This is a genomic window from Marisediminicola antarctica (assembly GCF_009930795.1).
GTDB lineage: Bacteria > Actinomycetota > Actinomycetes > Actinomycetales > Microbacteriaceae > Marisediminicola > Marisediminicola antarctica.
On the sequence record NZ_CP017146.1, the window covers coordinates 3340764 to 3352609 of the forward strand.

The window sequence follows — 11846 nt, forward strand, 5'->3', positions numbered from 1 at the left end:
CCTTCCGACATGTCTGATCCGATTGTTCTGCAGAAGGTCGTCTTCCCCTCGGCATCCGAACCGGATGTCGCGCCGCTCTACGTCGACCCGGACGAGTGGACCAACGTGATGCGCTCGACCCGCCCTCCTGCGGGCGACGTCAAGCATCGCCGCGGCGCCGTTCCCGACGATGTCGAGTCGACACCTGTCCGGCTGACCCACCACAACGTGGTCCCCATGCTCGACGGGCGTCGAGGCCTGCGCCCCGGCTTCCAGAAGCGTGTCTCGCTCGGCTCGTACTTCAACGCTTTCCCGGCGAGTTACTGGCGCCGCTGGACCACGATCGACGGAGTGCGGCTGAGCGTCACCACCACAGGCATGGGTGACCTCATCGTCTACCGGTCGAACGCGCGCGGGCTTGTTCAGGCCGTCGAGTCCACTCAGGTCGACTCGGCCGGCACCGTGACCTTCGACCTCGGCTTCGATCACTTCATCGACGGCGGCTGGTATTGGTTCGACCTCGTGTCCCGAAGCGACGACTTCGCCCTCGTGAGCGCCGAGTGGCAGGCACCTCCGTCGACCCCGACGCCGGCGCCGAGCGGTGCGCTCACCATCTCCATCACCACGCTGAACCGCACCGACTACTGCCTGGAGCTGCTCGCGACCCTGGCGACTGACAGTGATGTACTCGCCGGAACCGACCAGGTCATCGTCGTCGACCAAGGCACGGAGAAGATCCAGGAGCAGGACCGGTTCGCCGAAGTCGAGGCGGCCCTCGGCGGCCGCCTCCGGGTCATCGAGCAGGTCAACGCCGGCGGATCCGGCGGATTCTCCCGCGGCATGATCGAAACCCTCACCGCGGGCACATCCGAGTACGTGATGCTGCTCGACGACGACGTCGTGATTGAACCCGAAAGCATCCGGCGCGCCCTCACTTTCGCCAGGTTCTGCGCCTCGCCGACAATTGTCGGCGGCCACATGTTCGACATGTACGACAAGACCAAGCTGCACGCGTTCGCCGAGACCGTCGACACCTGGACCTTCATGTGGGGCCCGATTACCCCGAGCCGCCACGACTTCACCTCATCGAACCTCCGCCAGACCACGTGGATGCACCAGCGCATCGACGTGGGCTACAACGGCTGGTGGATGAGCCTCATCCCCGTGAAGGTTATCCGTGAGATCGGGCTATCCCTGCCCGTGTTCATCAAGTGGGACGACGCCGAGTACTCGCTGCGCGCGAGCGATCACGGCTTCCCGACGGTGAGTCTGCCCGGCGCGGCCATCTGGCACGTCTCCTGGGTCGACAAGGACGACTCGAGGGACTGGCAGGCCTTCTACCACGCCCGAAATCGGCTCGTGGCGGCCCTGCTGCACTCGCCGCACCGCCGAGGCGGCCGGCTTCCCATCAGCAATCTCGCTCAGGATGTGCGCTATCTGCTGACGATGGACTACTACACGGTGGCGCTGCGCCAGCTCGCATATGAGAGCGTGCTGGCTGGGCCAGCCGCGCTCCATTCGGAGCTGACCTCGCGCCTCCCCCAGATTCGCGCCTTGGCGACCAGCTACCGCGAGTCCAAACTCGTGCGCACACTGTCGCAGTTCGACCGGTTCCCCCGCACCACCTACATCGACGGGAACGACGAGCGTCCGCGGGGGCGCGCCGTCTACAAGTTCCTCGCCCGGAACTTCCTCCGGCACGGGCTGAAGAGGCCCAACGACACGAGCGAAGATCGTCCCGACGTGCACCTGCCCTCGAGTGCGCCATGGTGGATCGTGCCGAGCTTCGACAGCGTCGCCGTCACTAACGCCGAGGGCTCCGGGGTGACCTGGCACATTCGGGACCGAGCGCGGTTCCGCAACCTGTTGTGGGCGAGCCTCACAAACAACCTGCGCTACCGCAACCGCTGGGGCCGGCTCACCCGCGAGTACCGCCGCGACCTGAACCGCCTGACTTCGCCCGAGGCGTGGAAGGCCACCCTGGGCCTCGACGGGACCACGCCGCGGTCCCGCCCGGTCGATAAGCCCGCCACGACCACCAAGTAGGATGGAGGGGTTTTGCGGTTGCGCTCCCTGAGAAGACTGCGCCTCAAGCCCCAGCCAAGGAGACGTGCCGCAGTGACCCAGACCGCATCATCACCTGACTTGGAGGGGTTCGTCAGGCCAGGCAAAGGCGCCGGTTTGGTGGATGTCTTCAACCGGCGCTACCTGCTCTCCCTGCTCGTGCGCAAGGAAGTGCAGGTGCGCTACCGGGGGTCCGCGCTCGGGTGGCTCTGGTCGTACGTCAAGCCGGTCACCCAGTTCCTGGTGTTCTTCATCGCGCTCGGCGTGTTCCTGCAGCTCAACAACTCGATCCCGAACTATCCCATCTACCTGTTCTCTGGGCTTGTCGTCATCAACCTGTTCAGCGAAGCGTTCAGCAACGGCACCAAGTCCCTTGTCGACAATGCCCCACTCATCAAGAAGATCTACCTCCCGCGAGAGCTCTTCCCCGTGTCGTCGACTCTGGTGGCTCTCGTGAACTTCCTCCCCCAGGTCATCGTCCTCGGCACCGTCTGCCTGTTCGTCGGCTGGACGCCGAGCCTCGTGCAGCTCGCGGGAGTGCTGCTGGGTATCGTCATCCTCGTCGTGCTCGCCACCGGTCTCAGCATGCTCTTCGGCTCGATCAACGTGTCGTTCCGGGACGCGCAGAACTTCGTCGAGCTGATCGTGCTCGTCGCGACCTGGGCCTCTCCGGTGCTGTACCGGTGGACCATGGTCGCCGAGATCCTGCCGGATTGGCTCATGGTGCTCTATCAGGTCAATCCGCTCACTGCCGCGGTCGAGCTGCTGCACGCCGGATTCTGGTACCCGACGACGGACGGCTCGGCGCCCCTTCCTCCCAACCTGTTGACCTTCGGCGTGATTGCCCTGGTCATCTCCCTCGCGATGCTCGCCTTCGGCCAGTTCGTCTTCCGCAAATTGGAGCGCCGTTTTGCCCAAGACCTCTGATCTCCGGCCAGACGCCGCGCCGCGGACGGCCGTCATCGCCGCACACCTCAGCAAGCGGTTCCTCCTGCGCCACACCCACTCACTCAAGGAGTCGGTCATTGCGGCGTTTCGCCGCAAACCGCTCTCAACGACGTTCGACGCGCTCAACGATGTGACCTTCGAGATCTGCGAGGGTGAATCCGTCGCACTCCTGGGCTTCAACGGATCTGGCAAGTCCACACTGCTGAAGCTCATCTCCGGCGTGCTTCAGCCCGATGGTGGCGAGGTACTCACCCGGGGCCGCGTCGCCGGTCTCATCGAGGTCGGCGCCGGTTTCCACCCCGACCTCTCCGGGCGCGAAAACATCTACCTCAATGCCGCGATCCTTGGCATGACGCAGAAGGAGATCGACGCGCGTTACGACGAAATCGTCGAGTTCAGCGAGATCGGCCAATTCATCGACACGGAGGTCAAGCACTATTCGTCCGGCATGTTCCTGCGCCTGGCGTTCTCCGTCGCGATCCACACCGAGGTCGACATCCTGCTCGTCGATGAGATCCTCTCCGTCGGCGATGAGCCGTTCCAGCGCAAATGCCTCGACAAGATCCGCCAGCTGCACCTTGAGGGCAAGACGCTCGTTGTCGTGAGCCACGACCTGCAGATGGTCGCGGACCTGTGCGAGCGGGCTATCCTCATCAACAAGGGGTCAATCGTCTTCGACGGCGAGTCGCACGACGCGGTCGCACGACTACGCGCGCAATAGACCCGCCGCGCTCAGGCGCCCAGGCGCTCAGGCGCCCAGCGCCTCCGACAGCAGCGACGACAGGTACCGGCCGTATCCGCTCTTCTGCAACGCGACGGCGAGCTGCGCGAGCTGCACCGAGTCGATCCAACCCGCCCGCCAGGCGATCTCTTCGATGCAGCCGATCTTGAACCCCTGCCGGTCCTCGATCACGCGGACGTATTCCGAGGCCTGCATCATCGATTCGAAGGTGCCGGTGTCGAGCCAGGCCGTTCCGCGGTCGAGGATCTGGACCTGGAGGAGTCCGCGCTCCAGGTAGCGCTCGTTCAGGGTTGAGATCTCGAGTTCGCCGCGAGCACTCGGGGTGATCCCCTTGGCGATCTCCACCACCGAGTTGTCATAGAAGTAGAGGCCAGGCACGGCGTAGTTGCTTTTCGGCGCGAGCGGCTTCTCCTCGATGGACACTGCAACGAGATCGTCGTCGAATTCGACTACCCCGTAGGCCTCCGGGTTCGAGACGCGGTAGGCGAAAATGAGCCCGCCTTCAATGTCGCGGTGATGACGCAGGGCTGTACCGAGGCCGGCCCCGTGGAAGATGTTGTCGCCGAGGACGAGAGCGACCGACTCGTCGCCGATGAATTCCTCGCCGATGATGAAAGCCTGGGCGAGGCCGTCGGGGGCGGGCTGCACCGCGTACTGGATGTCGAGGCCGAGGTCGGAACCGTCTCCGAAGAGCGCCTGGAACTGGGCGTTGTACTCGAGCGTTGTGATGATCAGGATCTCGCGAATGCCCGCCATCATGAGTGTCGATAGGGGGTAGTAGATCATCGGCTTGTCGTAGATGGGCATGAGCTGCTTCGAGATGCCACGGGTGATCGGATAGAGCCGGGTGCCGGACCCGCCGGCCAGGATGATTCCGCGCATGTGGTCAGCTCTTCTCGTTGAGGGAATCGTAGAAGCCGCGAACCGCGTGCCACTCCGGCAGCAGGCCAGCAGCGGCGGCCTCCTGAAGACCTGGCGCGTCGGTGTCCTTTGACGAGAGGAGGAGGGGCCCCGCCTCGGGCGGGAAGACGAGGCCGACGTCGGGGTCGAGGGGGTTGATGCCGTGTTCGCGTGAGGCGTTGAAGACGTCGGTCACGAGGTAGCTCACGGTCGCGTCGTCAGTGAGGGCGACGAAGGCATGGGCGAGGCCCTCGGCGACATAGACGGCTCGCCGGTCGACGCTGTCGAGCAACACGCTGTCCCACTGCCCGAATGTCGGGGAGCCGACGCGCACATCGATCACGTAGTCGAGAACTGCGCCGTTCGCGCACGTGACGTACTTCGCCTGACCCACGGGTACATCCGCGAAGTGAATACCGCGCACCACCCCGCGGCGCGAGACGGACGTATTCGCCTGGCGCAGGTCGAGGGCGTGCCCGACGACCTCGCTGAGCCTGTCGAAGCGATACCACTCGAGAAAGACCCCCCGGTCATCTCTGAATTGTCGAGGGCTCACCTCGAAAGCGTCCGGGATCGATAGTTCACGGATCTTCACCTCGGCAGTCTAACAACGGCCCCCTCGGTAGAATGGAGTTGCCTTCAATTCCGACGGCTCGCCACCGACAGAGAGCAGTGTGCCCGTGAGAATCCTCGTGACCGGCGGCGCTGGCTTCATCGGCTCCAACTTCGTGCGGCGCACCCTGGAGGACGCCTACCCGGCACTCGAGGGCGCCGAGGTGCTGGTGCTCGACGCCCTGACCTACTCCGGGAACCTCGCGAACCTCGCCCCTGTCGCCGGGTCGCCGCGCTTCGAGTTCGTCAAGGGCGACATCCGCGACGCCGCCCTGCTCGATACGCTGCTGCCCACCGCCGACGCCGTCGTGCACTTCGCAGCGGAATCCCACGTCGACCGCTCGGTGCGCGACGCGACAGTCTTTGTCGAGACCAACGTTCTCGGTACCCAGCAGCTGCTCGATGCGGCGCTTCGCGCTGGACTGAAGAAGTTCGTCCACGTGTCGACCGACGAGGTCTACGGATCGATCGCGGAAGGGTCGTGGGACGAACAGCGCCCGCTCGAGCCCAACTCGCCCTATTCGGCGTCCAAGGCGGGCAGCGACCTCCTGGCCCGAAGCTACTTCCGCACGCACGGCCTCGACGTCTCGATCACGCGATGCTCCAACAACTACGGCCCGTACCACTTTCCCGAAAAGGTCATCCCGCTCTTCGTGACGAACCTCATCGACGGCAACCACGTTCCCCTCTATGGCGACGGAAACAACATCCGCGACTGGCTCCACGTCGACGACCACTGCCGCGGCATCGCGATGGTGCTCGCGAACGGGCGGGCCGGCGAGATCTACAACATCGGCGGAGGCACCGAGCTCACCAACCGCGAGCTCACGCAGCTGCTGCTTGAGGCGACGGGGAGGGACTGGTCGTACGTGGACCGGGTCACCGACCGCCTCGGCCACGACCTGCGCTACTCCGTCGACATCTCCAAGATCCGGGACGAGCTCGGATACGCCCCGGTCGTCCCCTTCGACCGTGGGCTCGCCGAGGTTGTGCAGTGGTACCGCGACAACCGCTCCTGGTGGGAACCCCTCAAGCAGCACGCAGAGCTGAACTGACGATGACCCGCTACCTGATCGCCGGAGCAGACGGGATGCTGGGCCGGGACCTCGTCGCGGCTCTCGCCGGGCGCGATGTGACGGCGCTCGGCCGCGGAGGGCTCGACATAACGAATGGCGCGGCGGTCGACCTCGCGGTCGCGGGCCACGATGTCGTCATCAACGCGGCCGCGTACACGCGGGTGGACGACGCGGAATCCGATGAGGATGCGGCGATGGCGATCAACGCCGTGGGGGCGCTCAACCTCGCACGGGCCGCAGCGGTGCACAGCGCCATCTCGGTGCAGGTGTCGACCGACTATGTCTTCGACGGCAGCGCGACGACTCCCTATCCGGAGAACGCACCGAGGCAGCCCGTCTCGGCCTACGGGCGCACGAAAGCCGAGGGCGAGCGGCTCGTTCTCGACGCCAATCCGGAGCGCAGCTACATCGTGCGCACCGCCTGGCTGTACGGCGCCGGCGGCCGGAACTTTACGACAACAATGCTGGGCCTTGCGGCGACGCGCGACGAGGTAAGTGTCGTGGACGACCAGTTCGGCCAACCCACCTGGACCAGGGACCTCGCTGGGAAGATCGTCGAGATGCTTGATGTCCGGGCTCCGTTCGGGATTTACCATGGCACGAACACGGGGGTTGCCAGCTGGTTCGAGTTCGCGCGGGCTGTCTTCATGAACGCCGGGCTCGACCCTGATAGGGTCAAGCCGACCACTAGCACTGCCTTCGTCCGGCCCGCCCCGCGGCCCGCCTATTCCGTTCTGGGACACGGGGCGTGGCATGAGGCCGGGATGACCCCCCTCCGCCACTGGCGGGAAGCGCTGAGCGAGGCGATGACCGACAACCTGATGGAGTAAACGTGACGACAACGCTTCGCGTCATCGTGGACGACATCATCGCCCCCGCTTCGGGAGGAGGGGGGCGCTACGCCGAGGAGCTGACCCGCGAGCTCATCCGCACCGCTCCCGCGGGGTGCGAGGTGAGCGGCGTCGTGTCGTCGTCCCCCGAGGCCGACTACGACGCACTGCACACCCTGCTTCCCGGCCTCTCCGACCTGTTCAAGAGCGCGCTGGCACGCCGCGAGCTACAGCTGGCCTGGCAGCATGGGGTCATCAGACTTCCGGGGAACGGCATGGTGCACGCGCCGAGCCTCCTCGCCCCGCTAGCCCGCCGAGACCCGGCCGGATACCCCGGCGCGCAGACCGTCGTGACCATCCACGACGCCGTGGCGTGGACGCATCCATCCCTCATCAACCCGCGGCGAGCCGCCTGGCAGAAGTCAATGGCCAAGCGCGCATTCAAGTACGCCGATGCCGTCGTGGTGCCAACGCACGCCGTCGCCCACGACCTCTCCGAGGTCTTCAACTTCGGCGACCGTATCCGCGTCGTCGGCGGCGCTGTGAGCGCGAAGCTCACCGTGCCGGTCGACGCGTCAGATCGTGCCGACCGACTCGACCTCCCGGAGAGATATCTGGTCAGCGCCGGCACGGTTGATGCCCGCAAGGGGCTCGAGCCGCTCATCCGCTCACTTGCGACGGCGGCTGATGCCGGGCTCCCCCTGCTCATCGCAGGGCCGGACGGGTGGGATGGACTCGACGTCGAGGCCATCACCGCGGACGCGGGACTCGACCCCTCGCGTGTGCGCCGACTCGGGCGGCTCTCCGACGCTGACCTCGCCGTCGTCATGAGCCGCGCCGCGGTCTTCGCCTTCCCGAGCCTCGCGGAGGGGTTCGGCTTGCCCCTTGTTGAGGCCTTCAGCCTCGGCACACCCGTGGTGCACTCCGACGCGCCCGCCGTCATCGAAGTGGCCGCGGGAGCGGGAATCCCGGTACCGATTGCCGACGAGGGAGGCTACCCCGAGCGACTTGCCGTGGCGATCGCCTCCGTCGTCAATGACGACTCTCTCGCCGAGCGCCTGCGTTTCTCTGGCCTCGACCGGGCAGCCGCATTCAGCTGGCGCGCCTCCGCAGAACAGGTGTGGCAGCTGCACGCTGACCTGTGACCGTGTCTCGGGCGACGGCCGGCGTCACTCGGCCGCGACAGCTTCCACCGAAGCCGCGAGCGTCGTGGCGACGAGCTCGTGGATGACCGCGTAGTCGGGGTACACCGTTTCGACGACGCCGGGTACGAGTTCCAGCTTGGTGATCGGATGCGCCTTGGTCTTTCGCGCCAGGTCGACGAAGCGGGGCAGCATGACAGACGGGATGTCCGTCTTGACGACCTGCGCCCCGGCCTTGGCGACCCCCTGGAACTTGCCGATCACGTTGGCCGGCTCGAATTGGGTGATAATCGCTTCCTGCACCTGGCGCTGGCGCTCCATGCGGTCGTAGTCCAGCGCGTCGAAGCGTGAACGGCCGTACCAGAGGGCCTGCTCCCCGGTGAAATGCTGCTTTCCCGCCTCGACCCAGTAATCGGGTTCGGTGTTGGTGATGGACCCGATCGGAGTGCGCACCGGCACATCGATTTCCACGCCGCCGAGGGCGTCGACGAGCTGCGCGAACCCCTGCATGTCGATCAGCACGAAGTACTGCAACTCGAGTCCCGTGACGCCGGACACGGCATCCCTGGTCGCCTCGATGCCGGGTGTGCTTCCTTCGGCGAGCGCGTCCGGGTACAGCTCCGGATTCTCCTCGCCGTAGGTGTACAGGTAGCTGATCAGGCACTCGTCACCGCAGTCGTACCCGTTCGGGAACGGTTCCCAGAGCGGCGAGCCCTCGGAGAACGTTGCCCGTTCGAAGTTGCGCGGGATTCCGATCATCGTCGCGGCGCCGGTCTCAACGTCGATGCTCGCGACCGAGATGCTGTCGGGCCGAAGACCCGTGCGGTCGGGGCCGGCGTCGCCACCCAGGAGGAGGATGTTGTAGCGGCCGTCGACGGGGTCCTGGTAGCTGCCGTCGGCGAATAGCTCGGTCAGGGTGGCGCGCGCGACTCCCGCGACCATCGCGGCGTAGCTCGCGGTCCCCGCGGTCAGCACGAGCGCGAGAACCGCGAGTGCTGCGATGAATGGGCGCACCTTCGCACGGGCCCGCACGAGACGCACGATGCGAAGCGTGTCGAGGCTCAGCACAATCCACAGTGCGACGTAGGCGACGAGCACGCCCTGCACGATGGTGAGGGCAATGACATTCGACGCGACCCAGTAGATCGCGGTCGGCCAGACGAAGAACATGATCGCCGCGAGCGCGACGACGATCCACAGTACGAAGGTCATTGATACACCGATTCGCCCGAGACGGCGGCTTCCCGCGAGCAGCTGGGCCGAGCCGGGGATGAGGATGTTCAGCCCGACAAGCCACCAGCCACGCTGTGTCATCATGCCTGGCGAATTCAACTCGGGGTGCCTCATCGGGCTGACGGCGCTCACAGGGTGGACTTGAGCGCGGCGTTCTTCTCGGCGACGAGGGCCTCGAGGTCCCGGGCGTGCTGAGCGAGTTTGGCGGTGAGGTCGGGATCGGACGAGGCGAGGATTCGGATCGCGAGGAGGCCGGCGTTGCGCGCCCCGCCGATCGAGACGGTCGCGACGGGAACACCGGCGGGCATCTGCACGATCGAGAGCAGCGAGTCGAGCCCGTCGAGCGTCGACAGCGGAACGGGAACGCCGATTACCGGCAGGGTCGTCACGGACGCAAGCATGCCGGGAAGGTGGGCCGCCCCGCCGGCGCCGGCGATGATGGCCCGGATACCCCGACCCGCCGCATCCTTGCCAAAGGCGATCATTTTTTCCGGGGTCCGGTGTGCGGAGACGACCTCCACGTCGCTTGCGACACCGAATTCGGCGAGCACATCGGCGGCGGCGCGCATCACGGTCCAGTCGGAGTCCGACCCCATGACCACGGCAACGAGGGGCTCAGGCATGCACTCCATCGTAGTTTGCCCCGGCCGGCACTGCCGCCGCGCCCGAGCGGGTCTCAGCCCGCGGCCTCGCTCCCGAGAAGCGCCGCCGCCGCGCGCGCCCGCCAAACCACCTCGTCGAGGTCGTCTCCGCCTGCTGTGGCGTGCCCGATCTTGCGTCCGGGCCGCGGGTCCTTGCCATAGGCGTGGAGCTTGACCGTCGGCTGGTCGGCCAGCGCGGCCGGGTAGCGGTCGGTGAGCGAGCCGGTCACCGGACCGCCAAGCACGTTGACCATGACCGACCACTCGTCGCGGCAACCGGTGGCTCCCAGTGGGAGGTCGAGCACCGCGCGGAGGTGCTGCTCGAACTGGCTGGTGGTCGACCCGTCGATCGTCCAGTGCCCGGTGTTGTGCGGGCGCATCGCGAGCTCGTTGACCAGCAGTCGGTCGTCGGTCGTCTCGAACAGCTCCACCGCGAGCACCCCCGTGACGTCGAGTTCGCTTGCTACCGTCGTCGCGATGTCGAAGGCGACATCGGAAATTTTGCCGGCGGATGCCGGTGCCGGGGCGATGACCTCCGCGCACACACCGTCGCGCTGCACGCTCTCGACGACGGGCCAGCCGACGATCTCACCGGATGGGCGGCGCGCGACGAGCTGAGCGAGCTCCCGCCGGAAGTGCACGAGCTCTTCGACGAGCAGCGGGTAGCCCTCGCCGAGCCAGTCGGCCGCACCGGCGGCATCCGTCACGACCCGCACACCCTTGCCGTCGTAGCCGCCGGTCGCGGTCTTGAGCACCGCCGTGCCGCCGTGGCTGTCGAGAAACGCGGCGAGGTCGTCGGCAGTGCCGACGCGGGCCCAGTCCGGCACGGGGAGACCAAGCGCGCTCAGGCGCTCGCGCATGAGGATTTTGTCCTGGGCCAGCAGCAGCGCGTGGGGTCCGGGGCGCACCGCGACGCCGCGCTCGACGAGCGTGGACAGGATCGCCTGGGGCACGTGCTCGTGGTCGAACGTGATCACGTCGACACCCTCGGCGAACCGGAGGACGGTGCCCTCATCGCGGTAGTCCCCGACGGTCGTCGCGGCGAGGCCGGCGGAGCTCCCGTCGATCTCCGCGAGAACCCGGATCTCGATTCCGAGGCCGAGAGCTGCGGGAATCATCATTCTGGCGAGCTGTCCGCCGCCGATTACACCAACGATGGGAGTCATGTTTTTCTTTCAGGAACATTGGGATTGCCGCGATTAGACTGCGGAATCGGCGTGAGCCCATCTTTGCCTATCGACTGGGAGGGCGCATGCGAAGCATCATGGGGCAGTTGACCCGATTCGGTCTCGTCGGCCTCATCGGTCTTGTCATCGACATCGGGGTCTTCAATCTCCTTCGGGCCACTGTGCTCTCGCCAGAGGCGTACGGCGAGGGACCTCTTCTGGCGAAGGTCATCTCCGTGTCACTCGCAATTTCGGCGAACTGGGTCGGCAACCGGTATTGGACGTTTCGCCCCCACCGCAGCGCCAAAGCGTTTCGAGAGGGCGTCGCGTTCGCGATTGTGAGCATCGGAGGGATGCTGATCGCCCTCGGCTGCCTCTGGATCTCGCACTACGTGCTCGGGTTCCAGAGCGCCCTCGCCGACAACATCTCCGCGAATGTCATCGGCCTCGGCCTCGGCACCGCGTTCCGTTTCTGGCTCTACCGCATCTGGGTGTTCGCGCCCGCGAGCACGT

11 protein-coding genes and 1 pseudogene are annotated in these 11846 nt (G+C 66.3%); 7 read left to right on the top strand and 5 right to left on the bottom strand.

The window, feature by feature from the left end; genetic code table 11:
- Positions 1 to 9 precede the first annotated feature (9 nt).
- From BHD05_RS15550 to BHD05_RS15560, 3 genes are all read left to right on the top strand, one after another.
- Positions 10 to 2025 carry a glycosyltransferase gene (locus tag BHD05_RS15550; RefSeq protein WP_161887240.1) on the top strand — a complete coding sequence of 672 codons (2016 nt, stop codon included), beginning with the start codon at positions 10 to 12 and terminating at the stop codon, positions 2023 to 2025.
- A gap of 72 nt (positions 2026 to 2097) precedes the next feature.
- Positions 2098 to 2970 (top strand): ABC transporter permease, encoded by an 873-nt coding sequence (locus BHD05_RS15555; protein ID WP_161887241.1) that lies wholly within the window; start codon positions 2098 to 2100, stop codon positions 2968 to 2970.
- Positions 2954 to 3712: an ABC transporter ATP-binding protein gene (locus BHD05_RS15560; RefSeq protein ID WP_161887242.1), complete on the top strand. Its 759-nt coding sequence runs from the start codon at positions 2954 to 2956 to the stop codon at positions 3710 to 3712. Before BHD05_RS15555 ends, BHD05_RS15560 begins: the two co-directional genes overlap by 17 nt.
- A gap of 27 nt (positions 3713 to 3739) precedes the next feature.
- On the opposite strand, the gene rfbA is transcribed toward BHD05_RS15560, so the two are convergent.
- Both rfbA and BHD05_RS15570 read right to left on the bottom strand, forming a co-directional pair.
- Positions 3740 to 4615 (bottom strand): glucose-1-phosphate thymidylyltransferase RfbA, encoded by an 876-nt coding sequence (gene rfbA / locus BHD05_RS15565; RefSeq protein ID WP_161887243.1) that lies wholly within the window; start codon positions 4613 to 4615, stop codon positions 3740 to 3742.
- A gap of 4 nt (positions 4616 to 4619) precedes the next feature.
- The gene (locus BHD05_RS15570) at positions 4620 to 5228 is read right to left on the bottom strand and encodes a dTDP-4-dehydrorhamnose 3,5-epimerase family protein (protein ID WP_161887244.1); all 609 of its coding nucleotides are present in this window, start codon (positions 5226 to 5228) and stop codon (positions 4620 to 4622) included.
- A gap of 85 nt (positions 5229 to 5313) precedes the next feature.
- On the opposite strand from BHD05_RS15570, the gene rfbB reads away from it, so the two are divergent.
- The 3 genes from rfbB to BHD05_RS15585 are packed head-to-tail and all read left to right on the top strand — an operon-like array spanning position 5314 to position 8296.
- A complete protein-coding gene (gene rfbB, locus BHD05_RS15575; RefSeq protein WP_161887245.1) occupies positions 5314 to 6300 on the top strand; it encodes a dTDP-glucose 4,6-dehydratase in 987 nt (328 codons plus the stop codon).
- A 2-nt stretch (positions 6301 to 6302) separates the two neighbouring features.
- Complete coding sequence (rfbD, locus tag BHD05_RS15580) at positions 6303 to 7151, top strand: dTDP-4-dehydrorhamnose reductase (protein ID WP_161887246.1); 849 nt, start codon at positions 6303 to 6305, stop codon at positions 7149 to 7151.
- Between the two features lie 2 nt (positions 7152 to 7153).
- Positions 7154 to 8296 (top strand): glycosyltransferase family 4 protein, encoded by a 1143-nt coding sequence (locus BHD05_RS15585; protein WP_161887247.1) that lies wholly within the window; start codon positions 7154 to 7156, stop codon positions 8294 to 8296.
- Positions 8297 to 8320: 24 nt separating this feature from the next.
- On the opposite strand, the gene BHD05_RS15590 is transcribed toward BHD05_RS15585, so the two are convergent.
- Genes BHD05_RS15590 through BHD05_RS15600 form a run of 3 tightly spaced genes read right to left on the bottom strand, consistent with a single transcriptional unit; the run spans position 8321 to position 11333 of the window.
- Positions 8321 to 9610, bottom strand: a complete 1290-nt coding sequence (locus tag BHD05_RS15590) for an LCP family protein (protein ID WP_236966585.1) — start codon at positions 9608 to 9610, stop codon at positions 8321 to 8323.
- 44 nt (positions 9611 to 9654) lie between these two features.
- Positions 9655 to 10158, bottom strand: a complete 504-nt coding sequence (gene purE / locus BHD05_RS15595; RefSeq protein WP_161887249.1) for a 5-(carboxyamino)imidazole ribonucleotide mutase — start codon at positions 10156 to 10158, stop codon at positions 9655 to 9657.
- 44 nt (positions 10159 to 10202) lie between these two features.
- Positions 10203 to 11333, bottom strand: coding sequence for a 5-(carboxyamino)imidazole ribonucleotide synthase (locus BHD05_RS15600; protein ID WP_161887250.1), 1131 nt, complete (start codon positions 11331 to 11333; stop codon positions 10203 to 10205).
- 98 nt (positions 11334 to 11431) lie between these two features.
- Between BHD05_RS15600 and BHD05_RS15605 the strand changes: the two are divergent.
- Positions 11432 to 11770 (top strand): annotated as a pseudogene (locus tag BHD05_RS15605) (GtrA family protein); the annotation flags it as partial.
- Positions 11771 to 11846 lie beyond the last annotated feature (76 nt).

Excerpts from the sequence above, each read along its gene's own strand:
- purE (WP_161887249.1), bottom strand. The coding sequence starts at position 10,158 with ATGGAGTGCATGCCTGAGCCCCTCGTTGCCGTGGTCATGGGGTCGGAC.
- rfbA (WP_161887243.1), bottom strand. The coding sequence starts at position 4,615 with ATGCGCGGAATCATCCTGGCCGGCGGGTCCGGCACCCGGCTCTATCCG.
- BHD05_RS15550 (WP_161887240.1), top strand. The coding sequence starts at position 10 with ATGTCTGATCCGATTGTTCTGCAGAAGGTCGTCTTCCCCTCGGCATCC.
- BHD05_RS15600 (WP_161887250.1), bottom strand. The coding sequence starts at position 11,333 with ATGACTCCCATCGTTGGTGTAATCGGCGGCGGACAGCTCGCCAGAATG.
- rfbD (WP_161887246.1), top strand. The coding sequence starts at position 6,303 with ATGACCCGCTACCTGATCGCCGGAGCAGACGGGATGCTGGGCCGGGAC.
- BHD05_RS15590 (WP_236966585.1), bottom strand. The coding sequence starts at position 9,610 with ATGATGACACAGCGTGGCTGGTGGCTTGTCGGGCTGAACATCCTCATC.